This window comes from Neorhizobium sp. LMR1-1-1.1 (assembly GCF_040675795.1).
Classification (GTDB): domain Bacteria; phylum Pseudomonadota; class Alphaproteobacteria; order Rhizobiales; family Rhizobiaceae; genus Neorhizobium; species Neorhizobium cellulosilyticum.
In genome coordinates, this window is record NZ_JBEGHE010000025.1 from 909,256 (window position 1) to 934,344 (window position 25,089).

The 25,089-nt window shown below is 59.2% G+C and carries 28 protein-coding genes; 14 read left to right on the forward strand and 14 right to left on the reverse strand.

Annotation, left to right across the window (positions count from 1 at the left end; genetic code table 11):
* Positions 1–236 precede the first annotated feature (236 nt).
* From MRBLMR1_RS17450 to MRBLMR1_RS17460, 3 genes are all read left to right on the forward strand, one after another.
* Positions 237–1,079: a L,D-transpeptidase gene (locus tag MRBLMR1_RS17450; protein ID WP_148143997.1), complete on the forward strand. Its 843-nt coding sequence runs from the start codon at positions 237–239 to the stop codon at positions 1,077–1,079.
* A gap of 195 nt (positions 1,080–1,274) precedes the next feature.
* On the forward strand, positions 1,275–1,991 hold the full coding sequence (locus MRBLMR1_RS17455) for a L,D-transpeptidase family protein (protein ID WP_148143996.1): 717 nt from the start codon (positions 1,275–1,277) through the stop codon (positions 1,989–1,991).
* A 135-nt stretch (positions 1,992–2,126) separates the two neighbouring features.
* Entirely contained in the window at positions 2,127–2,357 is a 231-nt protein-coding gene (locus tag MRBLMR1_RS17460; RefSeq protein WP_148143995.1) for a hypothetical protein, read from the forward strand.
* Positions 2,358–2,475: 118 nt separating this feature from the next.
* Here MRBLMR1_RS17460 and MRBLMR1_RS17465 read toward each other — a convergent pair whose 3' ends face one another.
* The 3 genes from MRBLMR1_RS17465 to MRBLMR1_RS17475 form a co-directional block, all read right to left on the reverse strand.
* Entirely contained in the window at positions 2,476–2,847 is a 372-nt protein-coding gene (locus tag MRBLMR1_RS17465) for a DUF1330 domain-containing protein (protein WP_148143994.1), read from the reverse strand.
* Positions 2,848–2,908: 61 nt separating this feature from the next.
* Positions 2,909–3,619, reverse strand: a complete 711-nt coding sequence (locus tag MRBLMR1_RS17470; protein ID WP_148143993.1) for a helix-turn-helix transcriptional regulator — start codon at positions 3,617–3,619, stop codon at positions 2,909–2,911.
* A gap of 36 nt (positions 3,620–3,655) precedes the next feature.
* Positions 3,656–4,069 carry a MarR family winged helix-turn-helix transcriptional regulator gene (locus MRBLMR1_RS17475; RefSeq protein WP_246436014.1) on the reverse strand — a complete coding sequence of 138 codons (414 nt, stop codon included), beginning with the start codon at positions 4,067–4,069 and terminating at the stop codon, positions 3,656–3,658.
* 194 nt (positions 4,070–4,263) lie between these two features.
* Between MRBLMR1_RS17475 and MRBLMR1_RS17480 the strand changes: the two genes are divergently transcribed.
* Entirely contained in the window at positions 4,264–4,686 is a 423-nt protein-coding gene (locus MRBLMR1_RS17480) for an organic hydroperoxide resistance protein (RefSeq protein WP_148143992.1), read from the forward strand.
* 95 nt (positions 4,687–4,781) lie between these two features.
* Here MRBLMR1_RS17480 and MRBLMR1_RS17485 read toward each other — a convergent pair whose 3' ends face one another.
* Positions 4,782–5,414 (reverse strand): LysE family translocator, encoded by a 633-nt coding sequence (locus MRBLMR1_RS17485; protein ID WP_148143991.1) that lies wholly within the window; start codon positions 5,412–5,414, stop codon positions 4,782–4,784.
* Positions 5,415–5,559: 145 nt separating this feature from the next.
* On the opposite strand from MRBLMR1_RS17485, the gene MRBLMR1_RS17490 reads away from it, so the two are divergent.
* Both MRBLMR1_RS17490 and MRBLMR1_RS17495 read left to right on the forward strand, forming a co-directional pair.
* The gene (locus MRBLMR1_RS17490; RefSeq protein ID WP_148143990.1) at positions 5,560–5,943 is read left to right on the forward strand and encodes an MbcA/ParS/Xre antitoxin family protein; all 384 of its coding nucleotides are present in this window, start codon (positions 5,560–5,562) and stop codon (positions 5,941–5,943) included.
* Positions 5,903–6,667, forward strand: a complete 765-nt coding sequence (locus MRBLMR1_RS17495) for an RES family NAD+ phosphorylase (RefSeq protein ID WP_148143989.1) — start codon at positions 5,903–5,905, stop codon at positions 6,665–6,667. The genes MRBLMR1_RS17490 and MRBLMR1_RS17495 overlap by 41 nt, the downstream gene beginning before the upstream one ends.
* A 248-nt stretch (positions 6,668–6,915) precedes the next feature.
* Here the strand turns inward: MRBLMR1_RS17495 and MRBLMR1_RS17500 are convergent, their stop codons facing one another.
* Complete coding sequence (locus MRBLMR1_RS17500) at positions 6,916–7,821, reverse strand: LysR family transcriptional regulator (RefSeq protein ID WP_500065404.1); 906 nt, start codon at positions 7,819–7,821, stop codon at positions 6,916–6,918.
* Positions 7,822–7,942: 121 nt separating this feature from the next.
* Between MRBLMR1_RS17500 and MRBLMR1_RS17505 the strand changes: the two genes are divergently transcribed.
* Positions 7,943–8,785: an oxidoreductase gene (locus tag MRBLMR1_RS17505; protein WP_500065406.1), complete on the forward strand. Its 843-nt coding sequence runs from the start codon at positions 7,943–7,945 to the stop codon at positions 8,783–8,785.
* 74 nt (positions 8,786–8,859) lie between these two features.
* Here MRBLMR1_RS17505 and MRBLMR1_RS17510 read toward each other — a convergent pair whose 3' ends face one another.
* The 3 genes from MRBLMR1_RS17510 to MRBLMR1_RS17520 all read right to left on the reverse strand — a co-directional run bounded on the left by MRBLMR1_RS17510 (position 8,860) and on the right by MRBLMR1_RS17520 (position 10,356).
* A complete protein-coding gene (locus MRBLMR1_RS17510; RefSeq protein WP_148143986.1) occupies positions 8,860–9,354 on the reverse strand; it encodes a cytochrome b/b6 domain-containing protein in 495 nt (164 codons plus the stop codon).
* Positions 9,355–9,400: 46 nt separating this feature from the next.
* The gene (locus MRBLMR1_RS17515) at positions 9,401–9,826 is read right to left on the reverse strand and encodes a plastocyanin/azurin family copper-binding protein (protein WP_246435918.1); all 426 of its coding nucleotides are present in this window, start codon (positions 9,824–9,826) and stop codon (positions 9,401–9,403) included.
* Positions 9,827–9,900: 74 nt separating this feature from the next.
* Positions 9,901–10,356, reverse strand: coding sequence for a MarR family winged helix-turn-helix transcriptional regulator (locus MRBLMR1_RS17520; RefSeq protein WP_183685064.1), 456 nt, complete (start codon positions 10,354–10,356; stop codon positions 9,901–9,903).
* A gap of 57 nt (positions 10,357–10,413) precedes the next feature.
* Between MRBLMR1_RS17520 and MRBLMR1_RS17525 the strand changes: the two genes are divergently transcribed.
* From MRBLMR1_RS17525 to MRBLMR1_RS17535, 3 genes are read left to right on the forward strand one after another with little or no spacing between them, the layout of a single operon-like run.
* A complete protein-coding gene (locus MRBLMR1_RS17525; protein WP_148143983.1) occupies positions 10,414–11,178 on the forward strand; it encodes a DUF899 domain-containing protein in 765 nt (254 codons plus the stop codon).
* 42 nt (positions 11,179–11,220) lie between these two features.
* Entirely contained in the window at positions 11,221–11,700 is a 480-nt protein-coding gene (locus tag MRBLMR1_RS17530) for a DUF1579 domain-containing protein (RefSeq protein ID WP_148144097.1), read from the forward strand.
* Between the two features lie 38 nt (positions 11,701–11,738).
* The gene (locus MRBLMR1_RS17535; protein WP_148143982.1) at positions 11,739–12,551 is read left to right on the forward strand and encodes a VOC family protein; all 813 of its coding nucleotides are present in this window, start codon (positions 11,739–11,741) and stop codon (positions 12,549–12,551) included.
* 187 nt (positions 12,552–12,738) lie between these two features.
* Here MRBLMR1_RS17535 and MRBLMR1_RS17540 read toward each other — a convergent pair whose 3' ends face one another.
* Positions 12,739–14,319, reverse strand: coding sequence for a helicase HerA-like C-terminal domain-containing protein (locus MRBLMR1_RS17540; protein WP_148143981.1), 1,581 nt, complete (start codon positions 14,317–14,319; stop codon positions 12,739–12,741).
* Between the two features lie 116 nt (positions 14,320–14,435).
* Between MRBLMR1_RS17540 and MRBLMR1_RS17545 the strand changes: the two genes are divergently transcribed.
* From MRBLMR1_RS17545 to corA, 3 genes are all read left to right on the forward strand, one after another.
* The gene (locus tag MRBLMR1_RS17545; protein WP_148143980.1) at positions 14,436–15,452 is read left to right on the forward strand and encodes a YihY/virulence factor BrkB family protein; all 1,017 of its coding nucleotides are present in this window, start codon (positions 14,436–14,438) and stop codon (positions 15,450–15,452) included.
* A gap of 141 nt (positions 15,453–15,593) precedes the next feature.
* Positions 15,594–15,983: a hypothetical protein gene (locus tag MRBLMR1_RS17550; RefSeq protein ID WP_148143979.1), complete on the forward strand. Its 390-nt coding sequence runs from the start codon at positions 15,594–15,596 to the stop codon at positions 15,981–15,983.
* A 465-nt stretch (positions 15,984–16,448) separates the two neighbouring features.
* On the forward strand, positions 16,449–17,483 hold the full coding sequence (gene corA, locus MRBLMR1_RS17555; protein WP_148143978.1) for a magnesium/cobalt transporter CorA: 1,035 nt from the start codon (positions 16,449–16,451) through the stop codon (positions 17,481–17,483).
* 78 nt (positions 17,484–17,561) lie between these two features.
* Here the strand turns inward: corA and MRBLMR1_RS17560 are convergent, their stop codons facing one another.
* Complete coding sequence (locus MRBLMR1_RS17560) at positions 17,562–19,487, reverse strand: methyl-accepting chemotaxis protein (protein ID WP_148143977.1); 1,926 nt, start codon at positions 19,485–19,487, stop codon at positions 17,562–17,564.
* Positions 19,488–19,892: 405 nt separating this feature from the next.
* Between MRBLMR1_RS17560 and MRBLMR1_RS17565 the strand changes: the two genes are divergently transcribed.
* Positions 19,893–20,858: a YiiG family protein gene (locus MRBLMR1_RS17565; protein WP_148143976.1), complete on the forward strand. Its 966-nt coding sequence runs from the start codon at positions 19,893–19,895 to the stop codon at positions 20,856–20,858.
* A 77-nt stretch (positions 20,859–20,935) separates the two neighbouring features.
* Here MRBLMR1_RS17565 and MRBLMR1_RS17570 read toward each other — a convergent pair whose 3' ends face one another.
* The 4 genes from MRBLMR1_RS17570 to MRBLMR1_RS17585 form a co-directional block, all read right to left on the reverse strand.
* Positions 20,936–22,243 carry a hypothetical protein gene (locus tag MRBLMR1_RS17570; RefSeq protein WP_148143975.1) on the reverse strand — a complete coding sequence of 436 codons (1,308 nt, stop codon included), beginning with the start codon at positions 22,241–22,243 and terminating at the stop codon, positions 20,936–20,938.
* 165 nt (positions 22,244–22,408) lie between these two features.
* Positions 22,409–22,978 (reverse strand): RES family NAD+ phosphorylase, encoded by a 570-nt coding sequence (locus MRBLMR1_RS17575; RefSeq protein WP_148143974.1) that lies wholly within the window; start codon positions 22,976–22,978, stop codon positions 22,409–22,411.
* A gap of 92 nt (positions 22,979–23,070) precedes the next feature.
* Positions 23,071–23,898, reverse strand: a complete 828-nt coding sequence (locus tag MRBLMR1_RS17580) for an aldo/keto reductase (RefSeq protein WP_148143973.1) — start codon at positions 23,896–23,898, stop codon at positions 23,071–23,073.
* Positions 23,899–24,038: 140 nt separating this feature from the next.
* On the reverse strand, positions 24,039–25,076 hold the full coding sequence (locus tag MRBLMR1_RS17585) for an aldo/keto reductase (protein WP_148143972.1): 1,038 nt from the start codon (positions 25,074–25,076) through the stop codon (positions 24,039–24,041).
* Positions 25,077–25,089 lie beyond the last annotated feature (13 nt).

Consider the following 25,089-nt stretch of genomic DNA (forward strand, 5'->3'; position numbering starts at 1 on the left):
GCTGTCATACGCAGGGATGCTGTCTGAACCGATTACATGACGATCACCACCGCTCCCATCGCGGCTGAACCTCCTGCACCGTCGTGTGAGATCTAGCCTGGGCGCATTTAAATTTGATTAAACATGTTTCGAACCGTTCCTGATCGCGGGAATGCGCGCTGCGCCAGACACACCAGCTTCGCGCCAGCGCCACCTGCCAGAGTGTACATAGACGTCATCTGCTCGAGCGGGTCTTTATGCCGAACACATTTTCATCGTTTCGCCGCGCCACCGGTCTTGCGGCCGCACTGATTGCAACGACGGCGCTCGCCGGTTGCCAGGTTCCGTTCGTCACCGATACCAGCCGCGTGAACCCGAATGTTTTCGTTCAGGAAACGGCTCCGGTTTTCCACGTCCCGCCCTATCAGGATCCTCCGTCTAACCAGCCGCCGCCAATGCCGGGCGCCATCCCGCAGAAGCGTCAGCTCTACCCGTCGGATTTCCACCAGAAATACGATCTCGGCGCGACCTACGGCCTGCCTGTTTCCAACCCCGTCTATCGAACCATGTACGACGTCACGCGCGACGCCGACCACACGCTTCCGGCGATCCCCTATTCGCGCGTCGATCAGCGTTTCCTGAGGTCGCAAGTCGACTATCGCACCAACGAGGCGCCGGGCACGATCATCGTAGATACCCGTGCACATTACCTCTATCTGGTTCAGCCGGGCGGCAAGGCGATGCGATATGGCGTCGGGCTCGGCAAGGCCGGCTTCGCATGGTCCGGTCGCGGCGTGATCCAGCGCAAGGCGAAATGGCCACGCTGGACGCCGCCCGATGAGATGGTGACCCGTGATCCAGGCCTGCGCCAGTTTGCTGCCGCCGAGGGCGGCGCGACCCCAGGGCTCAACAATCCACTCGGTGCCCGCGCGCTCTATATCTTCAAGGATGGCAAGGACACGCTCTATCGCGTCCATGGAACGCCGGACTGGCAGTCTGTCGGCAAGGCCACGTCTTCGGGCTGTGTGCGCATGTTCAATCAGGATGTCATCGATCTTTTTGATCGTGTTCCGAACGGCACTCCGATCGTCGTTACCTGACCGATTATCCGTTGATTATAAGCCTGGAGCCGCCCGCAAGGCGGCTTCTTGCGTTCCTTCGGTCAATGTAAACGTTGCCGATTTGCCGCAGACCCGTCTCTTAGAGGTGGAGCATATGCTGCTGGAACCTTTCGCCTTCGAGATCGTTCGATTAAGCTTTGCGTTATCGCGTTCCTCTGGATGGTTCTCCCTGACATGACATTCGACACTTCTTTCTCTCGCCGGAGCTTCCTTACTCTTCTCGGCGCGGGCGCAGCCTCGACGCTTGCCGGCTGTGCCTCGACCACGCCATATGGCGGGCAGGTCATCACCTATCGAGACGGCATCAGCACCCAGCCGCCGGAGCCGGCCGGATACGATGCCGATGCGGCCCAGATGTATGGCAGCGTGCAAGATGGCGGTTTCGTCATCCCGGCCATCCCCTATCAGAAGATCAATCCGCGTTATTATCGCCAGCGCGTCGTCGATCCGACCGGCGAGCGCCCCGGCACGATCGTCGTCGATACGCCCTCGCGCTTCCTCTATCTGGTCGAGCCGGGTGGCTCTGCCATGCGTTACGGCGTCGGCATCGGCCGCGAAGGCTTTTCCTGGTCAGGCGAGGGCGTCATCCAGTGGAAGCAGAAATGGCCGAAATGGACCCCGCCGGATGAGATGGTCGCCCGCCAGCCGGAACTGGTCAAATATTCCGCCAAAAACGGCGGCATGGCTCCCGGCCTCAACAATCCGCTCGGCGCCCGCGCGCTCTACATCTTCCAGAACGGCCAGGACACGCTCTACCGCCTGCACGGCTCGCCCGAATGGAACTCCATCGGCAAGGCCGTCTCCTCCGGCTGCGTGCGCCTGATGAACCAGGACATCGTAGACCTTTATGAACGCGTTCCCGCCAAGACACGCATCGTGGTCTGGCAATAACGGAACTCTTCTCAGGATATTATCCTCGGCCTCGTGCCGGGGATTTTCTTTCCGGCACGTCAGTCGACGCGAACATTTCTAGGATCGCACCGAAACATGTGTTAAGCGCCAGCCGAATAAAAGCAGGAGCGCAACATGACCGAACTGACCGTAGAAGACGCAACCGACCGCATCTATGAATCGCTCCACGCGGACAATGCCGATATCGACACCCATATCGCATCTCTGAAAGCTGCTCTGGCAAAGGCCGGCCAGAAGGAAGCCGTCTTCGATCCGGCCAAGATCTCGCAGAACAACCGTTCCGGCCGCAAACTCATGCAGGCCTATTTTCGCCAGCGCGGCGTGATGGTAAAATTTTCGGCGTGATGACTTGGTCGAGCCGTGATGCAGGCTTTGCATCACGGCTGGCTTGCGGGTGAAGCGGATTGCCGGAGGGTGATCGAGCCGCGCGGGCAGCCAACCGGGCCAACCGCAAATGCTCCTCTTATATGAGGCCGTGCATGTGCTTCATGGGCTGCAGCACGATATCCGCAATGGCCGAAATTCCGACCTTGAATGCCTCCTGATATTCAGGATCGGCGACCATATTCTTGAATGCCGACCGATTTGGATATTGAACCAGCACGGCAGCATCCCACCCTGCTGCCGGCCCTGCGGTGAGCACAGGCAGGCCGTCACCGCCAAACAGGATTTGTGCGCCAAAGCGGGCCAAAATCGGCTTGGCCATCTTATGGTATTGGCGATACCTTTCCCGTCCGCCATCGGGTTTGAAGTTGATCAGGTTCAGCATCACGATGGGCGTGTCGTCGGCTTCACTCAGGAAGACCTCGACTGCAGCTGGGGACAATTCAGCCATTCGCTTATCTTTCTTAAACACTTTGCTCGGAGGGCGTGCACCCGGCAAACGAATAGCGTGTTCATTTGTCAGAAACTGTCAGGAGTGAACGCCAGTCGCGATCCTGTTCGTGCCACTGTTTCACGATTGATTGTCGTCGGCCGGGATAACGCTCCTGCAAAACGGTTGTCAGTTGCAACCGATCTATGCGGAAGTGACGGAAGGCCGATCTCTGTTCGCACCATGCGGCGAGTACCCGCACACCGTCGAAATAGACGATGGCTATCGGCCAGATGGTGCGATCCGACAATGAACCATGAGCGTCTTCATAGCTGATCTCGACTTTGCGCTGCCGACGAATGGCCTCTCGCAATGATGCGGCGTGTGGTGGGTCGACAAGCTCCGACGATGGCGCCGCCGTTATAAGGCCAGACGCTTCATCGCTCGTCGCGGAAGCTGCCTTTCCAACGGAAAGGATCTTTGCCAATGCGCTTTCACTGCCATGTGCCAGCGCCGGATCGGCGCGTTGCTGCACCCAACTCAAGCCGAGCTTGATCGCGTCCAGTTCGTCCGGTGAAAAGGCGAATTCTGGAAGGAAGTAGCCATCTCTCAGACAAAAGCCAATGCCCGCTTGTGCATCGATCGGCGCTCCCAAAGCGCGCAACGTATCAATATCCCGGTATATGCTCCGCTCCGACACGCCCAGCCGATCCGCGAGATCGAGGGCCGTGACGGGTATCCTGCGTGCTCGCAGTATGCTGAGTAGTTCAAATAATCGACCCGTTCGCGACATATGCAGATATCCCTCGGCAAGTTCGGTGCCCGCTTCCTACTTCTCCTCGGCCCCCTCAAGCCGATCCTTCAGCCCCACCAGCGCGGCCCTCAGCGTTCCCACCTCTTCGAGGCTGCATCCTGTCGCCTTGCCGATGGCTTGCATCACGCCGGCTGACCGATCCTTCAGCTCCAGCCCCTGCGGCGTCAGCGTGATCTTCACCTGCCGTTCGTCTTCCGCATCGCGCTTGCGCTTGACGAGGCCGGATTGCTCCAGTCGCTTGAGGAGCGGCGAGAGCGTGCCGGAGTCGAGCCCCAACCTGTCGCCGAGCGCCTTCACCTTCTGACCATCTTCCGCCCAGAGTGCCATCATCACAAGATATTGCGGATAGGTCAGTCCGAGCGGTTCGAGCAGGGGCTTGTATGCGCGCGTAAACGCATGCGCCGCGCCATAGATGGCGAAACACAGCATCGCATCCAGCCCGCCGGCTGCTGCCTCGCGGCTTTCGACCTCATCGTTTTTATTCGGCTCTGCCCCTGTCATCACGAAACCGTGCTCTATCTCTTTCATAATCTATTCTCGCAGGCTTGACGTCAGAATGCAATGCGCATAAATCTATTGCACGCAATTGAATTGCGAACGATTTAACCGAAGGGAGTACGAACATGCCCATTCTCTACACCACCAAGGGTTCTGCCACCGGCGGCCGTGCAGGCCACGGCGCCTCTGAAAACGGCGTTCTCGATGTCACGCTGACAGTCCCGAAGGAACTCGGCGGCGACGGCGCAACCGGCACCAACCCCGAACAGCTTTTCGCAGTCGGTTATTCCGCCTGCTTCCTCGGCGCGCTGAAGGCCGTTGCCGGCAAGGAAAAGGTGAAGATCCCGGAAGACGCCAAGGTGACGGCAACGGTCGGCATCGGCCCGCGTGAAGACGGCACCGGCTTCGGTATCGAAGTCTCGCTCTCCGTTTCGATCCCCGGAATGGACAAGGCACAGGCCGAAGATCTGGTCGCCAAGGCGCATATCGTTTGCCCCTACAGCCATGCCATGCGCACCGCCACGGAAGTTCCGGTCACGGTCGCCTGAACATCGTAGGCATATGAGGTGCCGTCTTCGGGCGGCATCCGGACCATGTTTTTAAAACGGCTGGAAGCCTCGGGGCTTCCGGCCGTTTTGCCATATCAGTTCCGTTGCAGGGCGAGATGAGCGCCAAGCCCGATCAGAACCGCCCCGCCGGTCCGCTGCATCATCCTTTGTGCCGCAGCCGATTTCTTCAGGCCCTTGACGACGACACATGCGAGAAACACGCAGACGAGATCGGCCGAAGAAAACGTCATGTTCACCACTGCGCCGAGGATCAGGAACTGCAGCCAGACGGGAAAGGCGGCCGACGCATCGACGAATTGCGGCAGGAAGGCCATGAAGAAGATTGCCGTCTTCGGGTTCAGAACCTCGACCGTGATGCTTTCCACAAAGGCACGGCGGGCAGATTTCTGGCCGATCGCGGGCAGTGAAGGATCACCACTCGTCTTCGCTCGGAAAAGCGAGATGCCGAGCCAGATCAGATAACCCGCTCCGATCATCTTCACCGCAAGATAAAGCGTCGGCACCGCGTGAAACAGAACGGAAAGCCCGGCCGCGGCAGCCACCACATGCACATAACAGCCGAGATGAATGCCGAGCGTTGCCATCAGCCCACCTTTACGCCCGCGCGCCATCGTCTGGGCCGCGGCATAGAGCATTGCCGGCCCCGGAATATAGGCAAACACCGCGGTCGTGATGAAGAACGTGATCAGCAATTCGACGGATGGCATCGGTTGATCCTTGGCTAGAATAATAGGCGAAACACTATTCTCTGCTCCGGCCAAAAGCCATCGGGTCATCTCATGCGAAAATCTGCAAATCCATTGTCTTTGGAAAGATATCGTTTATATTATTTCTTGAGAAAGGAACAAGGCCATGGCTTACGCATCTAAAACGCCGGATCTCGTCATCTCTGAAGCGCAGGTGGTGACTAAGGCCACTGTTGCGGCTGCCGACCGGCTTGGCCTCAGCGCCCGCACGCTCGCCGGCATTGTCGGGGTGTCGGAAGCATCCGTGTCGCGCATGAAGCGACTGGACCATCTCTTGGAAAAGGGGACGAAACCCTTCGAGCTGGCATTGTTGCTGATCCGCCTTTTCCGCTCGCTCGATGCCATCACCGGCGGTGACGAGCAGGTGGCGCGCGCCTGGCTGAAGAACCACAATACGGCTCTCTCCGGTATTCCCGCCGACAAGATCCTCTCCATTTCCGGTCTGACTGATGTCCTTGCCTATCTGGATGCCCGCCGCGCTCTCGTCTGAGTTCAGACGGCTGAGCACGACTGTCTGGCGGCTCGTCGAGGCGCAGCATCGTGTCTCGACGATGAAGCTGGTCGATCATGTCGATGAGCAAGCGCTGCTTGAAAACCTTCTGGAAGAAACCAAGCCCGCCTATCCGCCGGAATGCGAAGGGCTGGATTATCTTTTGAAGACGCCTTTCCGTTACGGCGCGGCCTATCCGCATGGCTCTCGCTTTCGCCGCGCCGGCAAAACACCGGGCGTTTTCTACGCGGCCTTCGAGATTTCCACCGCGATTGCCGAAATGGCGTTTTACCGTTTGTTGTTCTTCGCAGAATCTCCGGCCACGCCGCTGCCGTCCAATCCCGCCGAATACACGGCCTTTGCCGTCTCGATCGACAGCGCAAAGATCCTGGACCTCACCACAGCCCCATTCGATCGGGATCGTGCGGCCTGGGAAGATCGACAGGACTACGCTGCCTGCCAGGCTTTTGCTGAAACCGCCCGCAGCGCCGATGCCGAAGCGATCGTCTACCGTTCTGTTCGCGATCCTGAGGGCGGGTTGAATATCGCGCTGCTGATGGCCTCCGCCTTTGCTGCGCCTGAACCATCAGAACGGCAGACATGGCGAATTCGCCTGTCACGGGCAGGCGTACAGGCGATCCGCAATCATCCGCTACTGAGAATGGGATTTTCAATTGCCGATTTTGCTGAAGATCCACGCATAGCGGCGGTGATCAAGCCTTGATCGGCCTCAGAACGTCGGGTGTAAAAACGAAAAAAGGCCGGGGCAATATTGCTCCGACCTCTCTCATCGCCGCTTTATCCACCAGTGCCAGTACATCCGTGGTCAAAAGCTGAAAGCAGCGGCGGCAATTGCGAGCAGCACATGGGTTAAGCGCTCATCAGCAATGCCGATGAAGCTTATGTAATCCATGATTGTGTTTAAATCAAGAATAACTGCTATCTGCGGCAATTATGCGCGTTTGCCGCGTATCATGCAGATTGCGCGTTTCTGTCCGCCCTGACGAAATCGACGAAGGCGCGCAAGGCCGCCGGCATCTGCCGCCGGCTCGGGTAATAGAGATAGAAGCCGGAATAATAGGGGCACCAGTCTTCGAGCACGCGCGTGAGCCGGCCATCCGCCACCAGGTTCTTCACCTGATCCTCGAAGGTGAAGGCAATGCCAGCACCTGCAAGTGCTGCATCCACCATCATGTCCTGATCGTCGAGCACAAGCGCGCCATCCACCTCCACCGACAATTCCACGCCGCCGCGTTCGAATTCCCAGGCGTAAAGCCGACCGGTGCCGAACCGAAAGCCGATGCAGGGCAGGGATTTCAACTGTTCCGGCGTAACCGGCTTCGGATGTTTTTCGAAAAAGTCGGGCGTCGCCACGATCGCCGTCCGCTGCCTTGGGCCGATCGGCACGGCGATCATGTCCTGCGCGATGAGCTCGCCGAAACGAACACCGGCATCGAACCCTTCCGACACCATGTCGACCAGCTCGTTATTGATGACGATCTCGATCCCGACCCTCGGATGCGCCTCCAGAAACCGCGCGACGAGCGGCAGAAGCACCATCCGCGCCGAAGGCCGCGAGGCATTGATCCGTAACCGCCCGACCGGCGTGCCGCGAAAATTGTTGAGATCGTCCAGCGCATCCTCGATATCGCGGAAGGCGGGGGCAACGCGCGATAGCAGCCGCTCGCCGGCCTCCGTCAAAGCCACGCTGCGCGTCGTGCGGTTGAACAGCCGCACATCCAGCCGCTCCTCCAGCGCCTTCAACGAATGGCTGAGCGCGGATGGCGTGCAGCCCAGTTCGTCGGCCGCGCGCCGAAAGCTCTTGTGTCGCGCCAACGCCAGAAACGGCGACAGATCGGTGGGGGAGAGGATTGCCATTACTGAATTCTACTCATCAACTCGAAGAGAATCCAGTCGATTATCTCACCAGCCATGCTGGCGTAAAAATCTCCTCAGCCGCCGATCAACGGAAGGGCATCAACCAACAGGAGATTTCAAAATGCGTACATGGTTCATCACTGGTGCATCCCGCGGTTTTGGCGCCCTGATCACCGAAAAGGCTTTGGCAAAGGGCGATAACGTCGTCGCCACCGCCCGCAATCCGAAATCGGTGACGGAACGTTTCGGCGATCATCCGAACCTTCTAGCCGTCGCACTCGATGTCAACGACGAGAGCCAGGCCCATGATGCCGCCAAGGCCGCGATTGCCCGCTTCGGCCGCATCGATGTTCTGGTCAACAATGCCGGTTTCGGCCTGCTTGGCGCCATCGAGGAAGCGAGTGCTGAGGAGGTCGAGGCGATCTACCGCACCAATGTCTTCGGGCTTCTGTCCGTTACCCGCGCCGTGCTGCCGCATATGCGCCGCCAGCGCTCCGGCCATATCCTCAATTTCTCGTCGATCGGCGGGTATCGCAGTGCAGCCGGCTTCGGCGTCTACTGCTCGGCCAAATTCGCCGTCGAAGGCCTGACGGAAGCCCTGGCCGACGAACTTGCTCCCCTCGGCATCTTCGCCACCGCCATCGAACCCGGCTATTTCCGCACGGATTTCCTCGAAGGCAATTCGCTGAGCGTAAGCCCAATCGAAATCGCCGATTATGCGCAAACTGCCGGCGTGGTGCGCGAAAAGGCAAAACACATCAGCCGCAACCAGCCCGGCAATCCGCAGAAACTCGCCGACGTGCTGATCGATTTCGTCGATATGGAAAACCCGCCGGTCCGCCTACCGCTCGGCAGCGACACGGTCGCGGCCATCGAAGCCAAGATCGCCTCCGATACTGCGCTGCTGGAGCGGGTAAGGGCGATCTCTGTGTCGACGGATTTCGACAAGACTGAAGCCGCCTGAGCGGCCGCGCTACCAATATCAAAAGCGCCCGGTGATGAGCCGGGCGTTTGGTTGCTCTGTATTTGCCAGATCCATCAGCCTATCGTCATGCGCCGCAGCACATTGGTTTTCCAATAGAAATGATGCGCCAGTGCGCCACCGACATGCATTGCCAGTATCAGCCAGAGAATGACTTTGAGAATATCCGCGTGGAGGTCTCCGGCACTGCCCCAGCCCAGATAATAGGCGCCGATACCCGTCAAGGGCATCATAAGCAGCAATACGTAAAGCAGAACATGCGCGATTTTTGCCCCAAGCCTGAATATCGCAGGCTCACTCACGGGCGCAGCCGGAACGCCCTGAATATTGCGCAATAAAAGCCGAAGCAACACCATGAGCAATACCGCAAGGCCGGCATAGGCATGGATATTGGCCGAGGCAATCTGATCCACGGTGGCGGCTCCGGTCCGCCGCATGGCGTGTTGCCACGCATTCATGCCGTCCGGCAAAAGCAGGTTGAACAACACGAGTATAGCAGTCAGCCAGTGGAGAATACGCTGCGGCAGAGAATAGGTAATCGGCGATGTCATCTGAATTCGCTCTCGATTTGGAAGAACTGGTCGTTCGGCGACTGATTTATTTGGTGACGGTCAGGGTCCCATGCATGCCCGCTTCATAGTGGCCCATGATGTTGCAGAAGAGCATGTAATGACCGGGTGAAAGTCTGGCTTTCAACGAACCGTTCGCGCCTGGTTTGAGATCCGCGACCTCGCCAAGACTTTTAAGCTGCTTTTCATCAATGCGATGCTTGCCCTTGATGACGGTGATCTTCTGGTCGGCAGACTTCAGCTTCACCAGCACCATTTCGTGTTCCTCGGTCATCGCCGCATTGTGCACCGAAAAGACGACTTCACCGGCCTTGATGATGGACTGGTCCATCTTGAGGCTCATGGGGCCACCGCCTTCGCCGTCTTCGATGACATTGATAGCCGTGGCCGCGAAGGCCTGTGGTGCCAGCGACATAAATGCGATTGTGCCTAGTGCCAGGAAATGTCTGCGCATCATGGATCTCCTCAGGTTTATCCCGCCGGAGACTTAGAACCGTTTTCTGACGGCACTCTGAACGCGAAACGTGTCTAGGAGGCTTGTTTCAATCCTGCCAGCAATTGCCGCACCCCATCCGATCCGCCAGCACCCAGTTCAGCATCGATTTCCGCGTGAACCCGTGTCCAGATCGGCAAGGCTGCAGAAAGCATCGCCATCCCCGCTTCGGTCAGCGTCAAAAGTCGCCCGCGGCGATCTTTCGGGTCGGTCTCGGTTCTGACCAGCCCGCGCCGTTCCAGAACCTTGAGCGCCGCCGTCAAAGTCGTGCGGTCCATGGCGAGTAGATCGCAGACGGATTTCATCGTCGCCGGCACCGGTCGGTTGAGTGACATCATCAGCGAAAACTGCCCGTTATTCAGCCCGATAGGTTTCATCGCCACATCGAAACGCCGGGCAAGCGCCCGTGCCGCCCGCTGCACATGCAGGCACAGGCAGGTGTCCCGTACATGCAGGGTCGTGGAGAATGGAATTGATTCAGAATTTGACAGCATGGAATAATCATGTTGATATCAACGTAATCTGTCAAGGAAGAGGAGGTTCCGGGCATGGATATCACCGCATCCGCAAAGAATAACCCCGACAATCCGGTCGTCGACAAGGATGAATGGCGCAATGCGCGCCTTAAACTTCTGGTGCTTGAGAAGGAAGAAACCCACCTGCGCGACAGAGTGCGGGCGGTGCGCCAGGCGCTCCCGTGGGTTAAGGTCGACAAGGACTATGCCTTCGAGACGCTTGCCGGCCGAAAGACATTTGCCGAGCTTTTCGATGGCCGCAGCCAGTTGCTTGTCTATCATTTCATGCTCGGCCCGGATTGGGACGAGGGCTGTATCGGCTGCTCCTTCTTCTGCGATCATGTCGAAGGCGCATTGCCGCATCTCAACAATCACGACGTCACTTGGGTGGCGGTCTCTCGCGCACCGCTCGCAAAGATCGAGGCCTATCGCAAGCGCATGGGCTGGAATTTCCCCTGGGTCTCGTCCTTTGGTGATGATTTCAACTACGATTACAACGTCTCCTTCTCGGATGAGGAGCGGGCATCCGGTGCCGTCGAATACAATTATCGCAAGGTGCCGACGAGCGAGATCGCCGACGAGGAACACGGTATGTCCTCCTTCTACCGCAACGAGGCGGGCGAGATTTTTCACACTTATTCGACCTACGCCCGCGGCGGCGAAGAGGTCTGCGGCACGCTGATGTTGCTCGACCGTGCGCCGCTCGGTCGTAACGAAACCTCGACCATGAGTTTCCTGAAGCGCCACGATGAATATGAAACGGCGCCGAAGGAGAAGGATTCATCCTGCTGCCATTGAGGCGGTGCAGATTTCATATTCAGGGAGGAAAAGACAATGACGATGGTCATGGCAAAACCGCGCCCCGAGCACGGGTTTCTGGAGAAGATGGTCGGCACCTGGGATGTCACCTCGGATATGAGCGGCGAAATGCCATGGGTCGAAAACGTCCGTTCGCTTCAGGGAATCTGGATTATCGCCGAAGGCACCGGCATGATGCCGAAAGGAGACGGCGGCGAAGGAGGAGAACCCGCAACCACCATGCTCACGCTCGGACATGACGCCGCCAAGGGCAAATATGTAGGCACCTGGTTTGGTTCGATGATGGATTATCTCTGGGTCTACGAAGGCGAGGTCGAGCCGGATGGCAAGACGCTCAGTCTCTATACGACAGGGCCAACGATGAGCGGTGAGGGCATGGCCGATTACCGCGAGCAGGTCACCTTCCTGTCCGATGACCACCGCACTTTCACCTCCAGCGCCAGGCAACCGGATGGCAGCTGGAAACAGTTCATGGAAGCGCATTATCGCCGCAAAGGCTGAGAGCCTTCCTTTCCCTAACCGATCACGAGGATAGTGCCATGCTGCAGACTTCTTCCAACACGCGTTCCGCCACTCATGGAAAATTCATCTGGTGCGAGCTGATGACCTCCGACACTAGGGCCGCCGGCGATTTCTATTCCGCCGTTGTCGGCTGGAAGGTTAATTCCATACAGATGCCGGATTTGCCGTCCTATTATCTGTTCGAAATGGGCGAGGGAGAAAACTGCCCCGGCATCGGCGGCATGATGAATTTCCCGCCCGAACTGGAAGGCAAGCTGCCGCCGAACTGGACGGGTTACGTCGCGGTCGATGACGTGGATGAGACGGCGAAGGAATATGTTTCACTCGGTGGCCGGGTTCAGCGCGAGCCGGACGATATTCCAGGCATCGGCCGGTTTGCCGTTGTCGCCGATCCGCATGGCGCAGTGCTTTGCATCATGACGCCGATCCCACCGGAAAATCCGCCACGCGAACTGGGACCGGAAGACCCGGGCAATGTCGGCTGGCGCGAGCTTTACGCCGGTGAGGTAAACGAGGCTTTCGACTTCTACGCCAAGGTTTTCGGCTGGACCAAGGACCATGATTTCGACATGGGCGCGATGGGGCCGTACCGCATCTTCGCCCATGGAGGCAAAGCTATCGGTGGCATGATGACGAGGCCCGAAACCGTGCCGATGGCCTGCTGGAGTTATTATTTCAATGTCGAGGCGATCGACGCAGCGATCGACCGGATCAAGGCAAATGGCGGCGCGGTGGTGTTTGGCCCGCAGGACGTGCCCGGCGGCAGCTGGATCGTCCAGGCGACGGACCCGCAGGGTGCGTTCTTCTGCCTGGTGGCACCGGGAAGTTAGATAATTAAAGACCTCTCCCAACCCTCCCCACAAGGGGGAGGGCCTAACCCGGCCGAGACGTTGAAGCCAAATCAGGGCAGAAGTTTGCCGCGGATTTTCTCCCCCCTTGTGGGGGAAATTGTCGGCAGGCCAGAGGGGGAATTGTCCCGCGCCATAACGTCTGACGTTGTAATGAGCGCCTCCATTCCTACCGCTTCAAGCTCCCCAAAATCCCGCGCACGATAGCCCGGCCGAGTTGCGTGGCAACCGTGCGCGTCACGCTCTTCATCGCCGCTTCCACGATCGTCTCGCGCTGGTAGCCCGAGCGGCCGACGGTCTTGCGCCCACGCTGCTGGTCCTGATCGTCGTCACCGCCGCCGAAGCCCGGCAAAGTCCAGCCGGTCGTCTCGCCGGAACCGGCAGGCGGCGCGGGGTCGAGTTCGTCCTGTGCGTTTCTGGCGGCAGCCGCATCGGCGGCTTGCTTGGCGCGAGAGGCAAGGATTTCGAAGGCGCTTTCGCGATCGATATCCTCGTCATAAAGCCCAAGAACCGGGCTGCGGTCCATGATCCCCTGACGCTCGGCATCGGTGAGCGGCCCGATACGGCCCGACGGCGGGCGGATCAGCGTGCGTTCCACCATCGAAGGTGCGCCCTTTGCTTCCAGCGTCGAGACCAGCGCCTCGCCGGTGCCAAGCTGGGTGATTGCGGTTGCGCAGTCGAAATTCGGGTTGGGGCGGAACGTATCGGCCGCCGTCTTCACCGCTTTCTGCTCGCGCGGCGTATAGGCGCGCAGCGCGTGCTGCACCCGGTTGCCGAGCTGTGCCAGCACCGTTTCCGGTACATCGAGCGGGTTCTGCGTGACGAAATAGACGCCGACGCCCTTGGAGCGGATAAGGCGTACCACCTGCTCCACCCGGTCGATCAGGATCTTTGGCGCCTCATCGAACAGAAGATGCGCCTCGTCGAAGAAGAAGACGAGCTTCGGCTTGTCCGGATCGCCCACTTCCGGCAGTTCCTCGAACAGTTCGGAAAGCAGCCACAGAAGGAAGGTCGCGTAAAGCCGCGGGTTCATCATCAGCTTGTCGGCGGCCAGAATGGAGATCTGGCCGTAACCGCTATTCGGGTTCACCCGCATGATGTCGGTGATCTTCAGGGCTGGTTCACCGAAGAAATGTTCCGCACCCTGCTGTTCCAGCACCAGAAGCGCCCGCTGGATGGAGCCGACCGAAGCCTTGGAGATCAGGCCGAATTCCTTGGAAAGCTCGGTCGCATTCTCCGCCATGTAGTTGAGAAGCGAGGTGAGGTCTTTGAGGTCCAGAAGCGGCAGGCCGGCCTTGTCGGCCAGCTTGAAGGCGATGTTGAGCACACCTTCCTGCGGCTCGGACGCGTTCATCAGCCGGGCGAGCAAGAGCGGTCCCATTTCGGCGATCGTGGTGCGCACCCGATGGCCTTTTTCGCCATAGATGTCCCAGAAGATCACCGGAAACTGTTCGAAGTCATAATCCTGAAAACCGATCTGTTCGGCGCGCTTCAGCAGGAAATCCTTGGATTCTCCCTTGGCGGCGACACCGGAAAGGTCACCCTTGATGTCCGCTGCGAAAACCGGAACGCCTGCCTTGGAAAAACCTTCCGCCAGAACCTGCAGCGTCACCGTCTTGCCGGTGCCGGTGGCCCCGGTCACCAGACCGTGGCGGTTGCCGAATTTCAGGTCCAGATATTCCGCCTTGTTCAGCGTGTCGTCCGGCTTGCGGCTGCCGCCGATGAAGAGCTTACCCGTCTCGTCCGTCATGCAACTCTGCGCTCCCTCGCGGCGTTTGTTCTCAAATGCTTATACGGCGGGCTTTGGCGGGCGGCAACGATTTCCCGAGGCCCCGAGCGATCAGATCACGCGAAGGCGAGGGCCATATGACGACGAGCGGCAACCTGCTGGAGAACGGCACCGGACATATCGACAAGGACAATATTTCTGGTGCGCATCACGGACGAGGGCGCGACGCCGATAAGCCCGCCGAAATTCCGGCTCGTGGTTTGAAGGATGTCTTCTGGCGGATTGTCTCCGGGGTGATGGAAGACAGGGTCACGCTGATTGCGGCCGGCGTCACCTATTATCTTCTTCTGGCTCTCTTTCCAGCCGCCAGCGTGCTCGTCTCTCTGTATGGGCTTATGGCCGATCCCGCGGCGATCGCCGACCGTATCGCTTCGCTCGGCTCCGTCATGCCAGCGGACGCGCTCGACATCTTTCTCAATCAGGTGAGGGCGCTGTCGGCAGAGCGCGGCGCCACCCTGTCGGCAGGTTTGGTCGGCGGTCTGGCGCTGGCCCTGTGGAGCGCCAATAACGGCATCAAGGCGCTGTTCGATGCGATGAATGTTGCCTATCGCGAAAAGGAAAAACGCAGCATCGTCCGCCTCAATCTCGTCTCGCTCGCCTTCACCTTTGGCGCCTTCCTGATCGCCATCGTCATCCTGTTTTCGATGGGCGTCGTGCCGGCGGTGCTGAACTATTTCTGGCTGGATCGCTGGGCCGAACTCATCATTCGCGTCGCCCGCTGGCCGATCATGATGGTATTCGTCGGTTTTGGCATCATGGCTCTCTATCGGTTCGGCCCCAGCCGCGAGCCCGCCAAGGTCCGCTGGCTCACATGGGGCGCTGTCTTCTCCACGCTCCTCTGGTTCGCCGCCTCCCTCGGCGTCTCCTTCTATCTCTCCAATATCGCCAACTACAACGCGACCTACGGCACATTGGGCGCGCTGATCGGCTTCATGGTCTGGACATGGATATCGGCCATCATCGTCATCGTCGGGGCCGAGATCAACGCCGAACTGGAACACCAGACGACACGCGATTCGACCACCGGCACGCCGCGGCCCATGGGAGAACGCGGTGCCTGCATGGCCGATACACTGGGAGAAACGCGGGATTGATCGGTGGCGGCGATTAAGCACTTGCGCTGCCATCCCCAGATCGCGAATAACAATGTTCCAATCTCCCGTCATGGCTGGTCTTGCCGTGGCTGAATGTGTATTACTTTGACGTCAACGTCAGAATTTTGAGGAGACATCCTGATGAACGAACTGGTTTCCCGCGTCGCCGACAGCGTCGGCATCACGCCAGATGTAGCCGCAAAGGCGATCGGCATGATGCTCGGCTTCCTGCAGCGCGAGGCCGATGATGGCGCGGTAGCAAAGATGATCGAAGCAATCCCGGGCGCTCCGGAATTAGTAGCCCAGTTCAACGGCGAAGGCGCTGGCGGCGGCGGCCTGCTTGGAGGCCTGATGGCAAGCTTCGGCGGCGGCGTCATGGCGCTCGGCCAGCAGCTCATGTCCCAGGGTCTCGGCATGGGCGAAATCACGGCACTTGCCAAGGAAACCATGGCAGTTGCCCGCGAACATGCCGGCGATGAAGTGGTCGACACGGTTATCGCCTCGGTGCCGGGCCTGTCTCAGTTCGTTTGAGCCAGCCGGATCATCTCGATAGACGGATCGCATAAACAAAAAGGCCGCCGGTTCCTGTTCCGGCGGCTTTTTTGTCGGGTGGCCAATCGGGGGAATGCCAAGCCGAATAGGGCAGGGGTGTGCCCGGCCGAAGATTGTGCTTCGGACCATCGCCGGTTGATCTGGGAAATGGCGACAAGGTGAATTTATATTAGATTAGCCTAATTTACAAGTGATGATTGCTGGCAGCGAGGTCGCATCCTTGCCATTTTCGACCGCCATCATTCCCATTGACTTTCCGGTGCGACAGGCCCATGTGAGCCTCAAAGCGGCTGCCCGTCCGGGCGTCGCTCTTTCAAAGGACAAACCGAGATGAACCCCGACAGTCGAAGTTCGACGTCAACAGATAGACCTGCCGCTTCGGGGCTCTGATCCGTTCTCTCGGTGATTCGCTCCGGGGACCAGATGGTCCGAAAAGGAGCCGTCATGCTGCGCATCCACGCCTATGACCTTGACCGCCTTGTACCTGCAGCCTTCGACCAATCGTTCGAAGGCAAAAAAGCTGTTGCGCAGACCGAAATCCAATCCGCTGAGCGTAGCGCCTCCGTCGTCTGGTATGATCTGATCAGCCCGACCGCAGAAGAAGAACGCCAGGTCGGAGAATGTCTCGGCCTCGTCATACCGACCATGGACGAGATGGAGGATATCGAGCTTTCCGCCCGTCTCTATCAGGAGGACGGCGCCGAGTTCATGACCATGACCGTGCTGATACGCCCGGATGCCGGCACGCCGATCAAGGTGCCGGTCACCTTCATCATCAAGGGGCAGATCCTCGTCACCGTCCGTCATGCAGAACCGCGTCCGTTCGATGCCTTCATGGCGCGTGCCCGCAAGGCAAACGGCCTCGGCACGCATACGGCCACGGGCGAGCTGATCATGAGCGGTCTGGTCGAGGCGATCATCGACCGCATGGCCGATACGCTGGAAAGGCTCGGCGCCGATATCGACCAGATTTCCCGCGACGTCTTCGAAGCCAAAGCCTCGAAGGCCAACAAGAAGCAACGTGACCTGCAGGAACTGATCCGCGCCATCGGCCAGAAGGGCGAGTTCATCACCGTCGTGCGCGAAAGCCTTGTCAGCGTTTCCCGCGTCGTCGCCTATTACGCAGCGCTTGATGGCGTTGACCGCAAGCTTTCAAAGGAAGTCCGCCAGCGGCTGAAGCTGCTGCAGCGGGATGCCACCTCGCTTGGCGATCACTCGGCCTTCATGTCGAACAAGATCAATTTCCTGCTTGATGCGACGCTCGGCCTGATCAATCTGGAGCAGAACCAGATCATCAAGATCTTCTCGGTCGCCTCGGTCATGTTCCTGCCGCCGACGCTGGTCGCTTCCGTCTACGGCATGAACTTCGCCTATCAGCCGGAACTGCAATGGCATTACGGATATCACTCGGCGATCATCATGATGATCTTCTCGATGGCCGTGCCCTATCTCTATTTCAAGCGAAAAGGCTGGCTGTAACGCCGGCCTTGAAATGAAAGAAGGCGGGGCATCGCTGTCCCGCCTTCCTGTCGTCTGGATTGTGCTGAACCGTGAGGCTTAGAATTCTTCCCAGTTCTGCGCCACGGCTGCATTGCCGGAAAACGCGCCTGCGACCTTGCGGGCGAGTGACCGGGCCGGCGAAGCGGCCGGTGCATCGTTTCTTGCCGCCGGGCGAACGGTTGCCGGAGCATGGCCATCGGCCAGCTTGAATTGCGCCAGCAGCGAATTTAGAGACGCGACTTCGCGGGCTAGGCTATGGCTGGCGGCAGTGGATTCCTCGACCATCGCAGCATTCTTCTGCGTGTCCTGGTCCATCTGGTTGACGGCGGTGTTGATCTGCTGGAGACCGGATGACTGTTCCTGCGAGGATTCGACGATCGCCGCGACGTTGCGGTTGATCTCCTGAACTTCAGAAACGATGTTCTTCAGTGCTTTCCCGGTCTCTCCGACCAGTTCCACGCCATTGCGAACCTGCTCGTTCGACGTTGTGATCAGCGCCTTGATTTCCTTGGCTGCGTTGGCCGAGCGCTGCGCAAGTTCGCGAACTTCCTGTGCGACGACGGCAAAGCCCTTGCCGGCTTCACCCGCGCGTGCTGCTTCCACACCGGCGTTGAGTGCCAGCAGGTTGGTCTGGAAGGCAATATCATCGATGACGCCGATGATGTTGCCGATCTCGCCGGACGACTTTTCGATCTCCTCCATCGCCTTCACGGCAGTCTGGACGACTTCTCCGGACTTCTCAGCACCTTGACGGGTACGGGCGACAAGCGCACCGGCTTCGGAAGCACGCTTCGCGGCATCCTTTACAGTGGTCGTAATCTGTTCGAGTGCCGCGGCCGTTTCTTCCAGCGCTGCGGCCTGCTGTTCTGTGCGCTTGGCCAGGTCGTCGGCGGCCGACTTGATCTCGTTGGCGCCGGCATCGATGCCGCGGGCATTCTGGGCAACGCCGCGCATGGCTGCCTGCAGCTTGTCGGCAGAGGCGTTGAAATTGTGGCGTACGCCATCCAGCGTTTCGGTGAACGGCTTGCCGATCCGGTATGCGAGGTCTCCGTCTGCCAGATGCGAAAGGCCATTTGCGAGGTTGTCGACCGCAAACTTCACGTCGGCAGCTTCCTTCGCCTTCTGCTCTTCGCGGGCGGCGCGTTCCTGTTCGGAAAGGCTGCGGTTGGCGCGGGCCTCTTCCTCGAGCTTGGCGCGCTCGATCGCATTGGTGCGGAACACGGCGACTGCTTCGGCCATATGGCCCACTTCGTCCTTGCGGCCGAGCCCCGGAACCTCCTGGTTCGTCTGACCGCCGGCAAGTGACGCCATGCGCTGGCGCAGCATGTCGATTGGACCGGAAATGCCGCGCGAGGCAACGAACAGCGAGGCGGCGATCGCAGCGGCAAACAGCACGCCGAGCGTCGTGATCAGGGTGATGAGTGTTGAATTGATTTGCGCAGTGATCCCGGCGCTATTGTCCAGAACCCTCTTCGTATTCGCGACATTCCAGTCCTTGAAGTCGTCACGGATCTTGGCGATATCCGGGTCGACCTGAGCAAGAACGGATTGCGCATCTTGCATCTGGCCTTGTTCGGTCAAGGCAACCGCCCTGTCCGTCATCGCGGTGATTGCAGCCGCGCGGGTTTCGAACGCCGACAGGTCATTCGCCTGCCCGGGAATAAGCTGCTTGGCAGATGCGAGTAGCGTGCCGATGACTTTCTTGCCGCTTTCGTAATTCTTCTGCGCCACGGCGCGGAAGGTGGAGCCCTGCGGATAGACCGTCAGCTGATAGGCGCTGTAGGCGACCGAATTCATCGAGGTCGAGGCGCGCGATACCTGGGTCGCAGCAACGCTGTCTTCTGCGATGAAGGCCGTATATTGCTTGTCTGCCTGCTTGAAGCTGTAGGCTGCGGCACCGATACCTGCCACACCGATCAGACAGACCGGCACGATCAGGGACAGTATCTTGGTTCTAATTGTCGCGTTTGAAAGAAAACTCATAGCATGCACCGTGAGAATGGACCGCGTGGACGCAGGTCGCCTGGGACGATCGGACAGGGGAGGGAAGGCACGAGTGGAAGCTATCGAGGCCGGGGAGGCGCGGGCTGGGCTTTCATGCAGGCCTGTCATGGGCTTGGCCGCACGCTATGGCAAGGTTGCTTAATCGCAATTTAATCAAATGCGCATGAAGCGAAAAAAATGTTGCGAAACTGAATATTTGTCAGGAAACAAAGTTGAAATTCTGCAGCGATGCAAATTGAGATTGATATGCGCAGCTTCGCTTCGGATTGACGGCACTCATTGTCTTGTAGATCCGCTGTAAGTGCGAATTTTTGCAGTTGACGTTCTCGGCTTGAGCCTCAAATTCAGTCAGTTAATATTCTATGTCTTTCGGGGGTAATCAGAATGCGCATTTTCACGTCGAGGGCGTTTGCCGTCGCCGCGGTTTCGCTTTTGCTGCAGGTGCCGACGATGGCGCCGGTTCTCTCCGGCACGCCTGCTTTTGCCCAATCCTCCACAGCGCCTGAAGCGGAGGTTGACGTTTCCGACGCGGCGATCGTCAAGATGAATGCCTATGTCGAATTCTTGAACCGCTCCATTCGCGCCTCGGAATCGCTCGAGCGTTACGGTAGCTGGGTCGATATGAAGAAGGGGCCGACCGGCAAGGAAAGGGTCATTTATGGCCTCTACTCGCTTTATGACGTGCGCGACGAGATCGCAGCCGTCGAGCAGGCAGCCAAGGCCGATCCGAAAATGCCGGAACTCGATGCAGCCATGCTCGCCTATGTCGAGACCTACCAGAAGCTCGCGCCGGTGATCGAAAAAGCCAACAAATATTACGAGCGGCTGGACTACAAGTCCGACAAGATGGAAGGCGCCAAGGCCTACCATAAGGATATCGCAGCACTTGCTCCGACCTATGGGGAGCGCCGCGACGCTGCCGACCTGACGCTGCGGGCGGAAAAGGTGAAGCTCGATCTGGCGTCGCTCAAGGCTCTCGAACAGGCAGAGGGGCGCAAATCCCGCTGGCATGTCCGCAACGTCATGATCCGCGCCGAAGCGATGATGGACCTGATGCCGGACAACGAAAAACCGGTGGTCGACATGGCCGTTTTCAAGGGTGAGCTCGACGCCTATGCAAGCGCGGTGCGCGAATTCGACGACTATGCCATCGATCACCCGGACAGTTTCCACGTCTTCGAAAGCCGCCCGGCTTCGCTTCTTTCCAAACTGCGTGATCTCGACGAACAACTCCGAAAATTCAAGGGCGACGCCCGCAAGGCCGGGAGCAATGACATCGAGTGGATCGTCTCGGAATATAACACCATGGTAACGACCTCGCAGACGGCGACGACTTTTGCCAAGGACTGACTAGATCATTCGGCGCAAGTGCAAGCCAGGCCCCTCTGGCCGACAGGGCAGAGGGGTATCGGCAGGCTCCGGTTTGCTTATTCCACCGCGGGCTCAAATTCCGGCAGCAGCTTGCATGCCTCGTCATAAGTCTTGCGCTTCTCTTCGCAGAGCGCCGCGACGGACTGCTTGGTCGGCTTTTCGTTTCTGTCGATCCAGCTCAGCATGGCGGAAAACAGTGCCGCATATTGTGGCGTAGACAGTTTCGAATGCTCCGCCTCGTCGGAAAAATTCTGCTGCAGCAGGTCGCCATTGCCGGCCTTTTCCACCGTCTGGCGATAGATAGCCTCATGATTGACGAATACAGTCGGGTCGTCCTTCGCATGCAGCGTGATCGTCGGCAGGACGATCTGGCCGGTGAGATCGGCGTCGTAGACCATCGCCCGGTGCGCTTGCGGATCGGCCTTGAACCTCTCGACCCCCTTGTTCAGCGCCGCATCGTCATCCGATCCCTTGTACTGAACCTGCGAATTGTCGAACGGATTTTTCCCGTCCAGCCGTCTCCAGATGATATCCTGAAACATCCCCGTCGCCCAGGCGAGATGCGCCACCAGGGTCTTTTCCGGCACATGGGTGACGGCAAGAATATTGGCGAGGTTTCTTGCCTGCTCCGGTGATCGCTTATCCTTGGCAAGCGACAGGCCCGTGCATTCGTCGACGCGTTTTTCCAGCTCCTCGCGCTTCATCGAGGCGCCCTTTGGAAGTCCCTGCCAGACCGGATATTGTACCTCGTCGGCACGCGGATGGTTCTTGCAGTAATACTGGTAGACGGCGCGCAGATCGGCGCGGAAGTCATAGCCGCGGCTTCCGCCTGCAAGCAGCCCGCTGGTCAGCACCACGCCGTCGTAATTCTTGTGTCCACGCCAGTCGAGCGCATAAAGTTCGGCGGTCTTGGCGGCCACATTGCCGCCCCATGACTGGCCATGAAGCAGCACGGTCTTCGGTTCCCCAAGCAGCCGCTCGGCGATGCGACGTACATTGTCGGTGTCCGCGGCGGCCATCCGCACGCCATAACCCTGTCGGCGATAGTTGGACCCTGCCCAGGCATAACCCTCCTGAACCGTCACGGCGAAACGCTCCAGATCCTCCACCGGATCGTCGGGTTTCGGCTTGGCCGTCCGCGGCCCGCCATGGGCATGGACGACAAGCACGCCGTTCCAGTTCTTCGGCTTGGCGATCCAGTAATAGGCGCCGCGCATATCCCGGCCTGCAAAACACTCGGTGCCGGCGGGCAGGCTTTCGGGGCAATCCTTCGGTGTCGGTTCATCGCCTCGCCGTTGTGCCGCAGCAGGCAGGCTTGTTGTGGCGATCACCGCCGCAGAGAGCAATAAGGTTCTGAAAAGCATGGAAAATTCCTCCTTCTCCAGCCCGCTTGGAAAACTATGGCGATGGCCGGGGGAGGCAATGGTTGACCGAAACAGTCCGGCACAATGATGGCCTCTACTCGCCCGGATGGGTGATTTCTTTCCCAAATGCGAAACGAAACGGGTGCTTCCCCACCCATCCTGTCCTCAGTCGGTTCGGCTCCTGTCCCATGTCGGCTCTCCGGCGCGGAGAACGATCTCCACTGGCTCGCCGCATATCTCCACCTTCGGACCACCGCTTTCATTCCAGTAAAACAGGTTGAGATGCCATCCGCCCGGCATCTTGCGGGATGGATCGATAATCCCTCCCGCACCTGCGGCGCGGGCGATATCGGCATTGTGCCAGGAAGCAGGCTCGCGACCTTCCGCAATCGCTGCCTGCCACGGTTCGTTGGAAAGATCGCGCTCTATGCCGAATGCCCGGCATGCCTCTTCGTCATGTTGGTCGAGCACGAAGGCCTCGCCGATCCGGAGCGGCACCATCATGCGCGGCAGACCATCCTTTCGCATATAGCCGGAGACAGCCGCGACAGCGGATTCGAATGTCGCGCTCGTATAGAGAATCCTCTCGCCCGGACGATGATAACGGCCGGCACTTTTGGGATCGGGCGGATCGAGAATTCTGTCCAGCCGTTCTGTCGGCATCGAACGGAAGAAGCGGCCTTCCACCCGACGCAGGAGCGGATGCGCGGCGGCCGGATTTTTCTCTTCATTCATACGCCTGATACTCACAATCACCCGGACAAAAAAAGCTCCGGAGATGTTCTCTCCGGAGCGTCGATCATTCAACCCGAAACTGGGATCTGGATTTACTTATCCCATTCCGGCGCGAGGTGCCCCGGATTGACGATGCGTCCGTCCGCGCGGGCAAGCTTGTGAACTGCTGCCATCTCGTCTTGCGAAAGCGCGAAGTCGAAAATGTCGAAATTCTCCGGCAGACGGCTTTCCGTGGCCGTCTTCGACAGCGCGATCACGCCCTTCTGCTGCACGGCCCAGCGCAGCACCACCTGTGCGGCGGTCTTGCCATGCTTGGCGCCGATATCCTTCAGCACCTCGTCCTTCGGCACGGCACCATCGGCCATCAGGTAATAGGCGGTCACCGACATGCCGGTCTTTGCGGCCTCGCTCAGCACCTTCGTCTGGTCGAGATAGGGGTGGTATTCGACCTGGTTGTTGACGATCGGCGCATCGGACAGTTTTACCGCTTCCGCCATCAGCGCGGTGGAGAAGTTGGAGACGCCGATATTCTTGACCTTGCCCGCTTTGCGAAGCTCGTTGAGCGCGCCGATCCGGTCGGCAAGCGGCATCTCGCTCTGCGGCCAATGCAGCAGAAGAAGATCGACATGATCGGTCTTCAGCTTGGTCAGGCTTTCATCCACCGAAGCGATGAACGCATCGTGGCCGACACGATCGACCCAGACCTTGGTGGTGAGAAAGATGTCCTGCCGGGCAATGCCCGAAGACTTCAGAACATCGCCGACGGCGGCTTCGTTCTTGTAGATCTGAGCGGTATCGACATGGCGGAAGCCGAGCTTCAGGGCTTCCGGCAGGACGCGATGCACATCGGCATCGGGCATGCGGAAAGTACCGAAACCGAGGGCGGGGATATTTGCGCCGTTTGCGCTGACGTCGAACATGAAAACTCCTTTGAAAAGCGAAGCCCGGCCGAGACTAGACGAAAAGTGGCCGAGCCAGAAATGAAGCCCACTTTACATGGGCTGTTTGACGGACGGATCAACTGCGAGATTTTGTCGGATACAGATCCGTCCGGTGGTAATCACCCGGCAAGTGGTGGATTGAGCTTCGCAAACCCGTCCTGCCGGTAATAGGGGAAATGCGGATAGGGCGCCGTCACCGCGCTTGCCGTGTCCAGCTTTGCGATCTGCTCTTTCGTCAGCGACCAGCCCACTGCGCCGAGGTTTTGCCTCAGTTGTTCCTCGTTGCGGGCGCCGATGATGACCGAAGAAACGGTCGGACGGGATATCAGCCAGTTGATAGCCACCTGCGGCACGGTTTTTTCCGTTTCGGCCGCAACGTCCTCCAGGGCGTCGACTACCCGGTAGAAATGTTCGTCCTCCACCGGCGGGCCGAAACTTGCTGTCTCATGCAGCCGGCTTCCTGCCGGGATAGGTTTTGAACGGCTGATCTTGCCGGTCAACCTGCCCCAGCCGAGCGGGCTCCACACCAGTGCGCCAAGGCCCTGGTCTTCGCCGAGTGGCATCAGGTCCCATTCGTAATCGCGGCCGATCAGCGAATAATAGACCTGATTGGCGACATAACGCGTCCAGCCGTTCTTTTCCGCCGCTGCCAGCGATTTCATGATCTGCCAGCCGGAGAAGTTTGACACGCCGATGTAACGCAGCTTGCCGTCTTGAACGAGCCGGTCGAGCGTCGACACCACTTCTTCCACCGGGGTCGAAGCATCGAAGGCATGCAGCTGGAAAATGTCGATATGGTCGGTGCCCAGCCGTTTGAGCGCTTTTTCGACAGCTCCGATCAGCCGGGACCGCGACGAGCCCCAGTCATTTGGCCCATCGCCGGACGGGAGGCTAGCCTTGGTGGAGATCAGCAGTTCGTCACGACGGCCCTTGATCGCCTGTCCCAGCACCTCTTCCGATGCGCCGTTCGAATAGACGTCCGCCGTATCGAACAGGTTGACGCCGGCTTCGAGGCAGATGTCGACGAGGCGTCGGGCCTCTTCGACATCCGTATTCCCCCATGCGCTGAACAGCGGGCCGGCCCCGCCGAATGTTCCGGCGCCGAAGGAGAGGACCGGCACTTTCAAACCGGATTTTCCAAGTGTGCGATAATCCATGACCGTCATCCTT

Coding starts and splice junctions, on each gene's coding strand:
- MRBLMR1_RS17450 (WP_148143997.1), top strand. CDS start 237: ATGCCGAACACATTTTCATCGTTTCGCCGCGCCACCGGTCTTGCGGCC.
- MRBLMR1_RS17455 (WP_148143996.1), top strand. CDS start 1,275: ATGACATTCGACACTTCTTTCTCTCGCCGGAGCTTCCTTACTCTTCTC.
- MRBLMR1_RS17460 (WP_148143995.1), top strand. CDS start 2,127: ATGACCGAACTGACCGTAGAAGACGCAACCGACCGCATCTATGAATCG.
- MRBLMR1_RS17465 (WP_148143994.1), bottom strand. CDS start 2,847: ATGGCTGAATTGTCCCCAGCTGCAGTCGAGGTCTTCCTGAGTGAAGCC.
- MRBLMR1_RS17470 (WP_148143993.1), bottom strand. CDS start 3,619: ATGTCGCGAACGGGTCGATTATTTGAACTACTCAGCATACTGCGAGCA.
- MRBLMR1_RS17475 (WP_246436014.1), bottom strand. CDS start 4,069: ATGCTGTGTTTCGCCATCTATGGCGCGGCGCATGCGTTTACGCGCGCA.
- MRBLMR1_RS17480 (WP_148143992.1), top strand. CDS start 4,264: ATGCCCATTCTCTACACCACCAAGGGTTCTGCCACCGGCGGCCGTGCA.
- MRBLMR1_RS17485 (WP_148143991.1), bottom strand. CDS start 5,414: ATGCCATCCGTCGAATTGCTGATCACGTTCTTCATCACGACCGCGGTG.
- MRBLMR1_RS17490 (WP_148143990.1), top strand. CDS start 5,560: ATGGCTTACGCATCTAAAACGCCGGATCTCGTCATCTCTGAAGCGCAG.
- MRBLMR1_RS17495 (WP_148143989.1), top strand. CDS start 5,903: ATGTCCTTGCCTATCTGGATGCCCGCCGCGCTCTCGTCTGAGTTCAGA.
- MRBLMR1_RS17500 (WP_500065404.1), bottom strand. CDS start 7,821: ATGGCAATCCTCTCCCCCACCGATCTGTCGCCGTTTCTGGCGTTGGCG.
- MRBLMR1_RS17505 (WP_500065406.1), top strand. CDS start 7,943: ATGCGTACATGGTTCATCACTGGTGCATCCCGCGGTTTTGGCGCCCTG.
- MRBLMR1_RS17510 (WP_148143986.1), bottom strand. CDS start 9,354: ATGACATCGCCGATTACCTATTCTCTGCCGCAGCGTATTCTCCACTGG.
- MRBLMR1_RS17515 (WP_246435918.1), bottom strand. CDS start 9,826: ATGCGCAGACATTTCCTGGCACTAGGCACAATCGCATTTATGTCGCTG.
- MRBLMR1_RS17525 (WP_148143983.1), top strand. CDS start 10,414: ATGGATATCACCGCATCCGCAAAGAATAACCCCGACAATCCGGTCGTC.
- MRBLMR1_RS17530 (WP_148144097.1), top strand. CDS start 11,221: ATGGTCATGGCAAAACCGCGCCCCGAGCACGGGTTTCTGGAGAAGATG.
- MRBLMR1_RS17535 (WP_148143982.1), top strand. CDS start 11,739: ATGCTGCAGACTTCTTCCAACACGCGTTCCGCCACTCATGGAAAATTC.
- MRBLMR1_RS17540 (WP_148143981.1), bottom strand. CDS start 14,319: ATGACGGACGAGACGGGTAAGCTCTTCATCGGCGGCAGCCGCAAGCCG.
- MRBLMR1_RS17545 (WP_148143980.1), top strand. CDS start 14,436: ATGACGACGAGCGGCAACCTGCTGGAGAACGGCACCGGACATATCGAC.
- MRBLMR1_RS17550 (WP_148143979.1), top strand. CDS start 15,594: ATGAACGAACTGGTTTCCCGCGTCGCCGACAGCGTCGGCATCACGCCA.
- corA (WP_148143978.1), top strand. CDS start 16,449: ATGCTGCGCATCCACGCCTATGACCTTGACCGCCTTGTACCTGCAGCC.
- MRBLMR1_RS17560 (WP_148143977.1), bottom strand. CDS start 19,487: ATGAGTTTTCTTTCAAACGCGACAATTAGAACCAAGATACTGTCCCTG.
- MRBLMR1_RS17565 (WP_148143976.1), top strand. CDS start 19,893: ATGCGCATTTTCACGTCGAGGGCGTTTGCCGTCGCCGCGGTTTCGCTT.
- MRBLMR1_RS17570 (WP_148143975.1), bottom strand. CDS start 22,243: ATGCTTTTCAGAACCTTATTGCTCTCTGCGGCGGTGATCGCCACAACA.
- MRBLMR1_RS17575 (WP_148143974.1), bottom strand. CDS start 22,978: ATGAATGAAGAGAAAAATCCGGCCGCCGCGCATCCGCTCCTGCGTCGG.
- MRBLMR1_RS17580 (WP_148143973.1), bottom strand. CDS start 23,898: ATGTTCGACGTCAGCGCAAACGGCGCAAATATCCCCGCCCTCGGTTTC.
- MRBLMR1_RS17585 (WP_148143972.1), bottom strand. CDS start 25,076: ATGGATTATCGCACACTTGGAAAATCCGGTTTGAAAGTGCCGGTCCTC.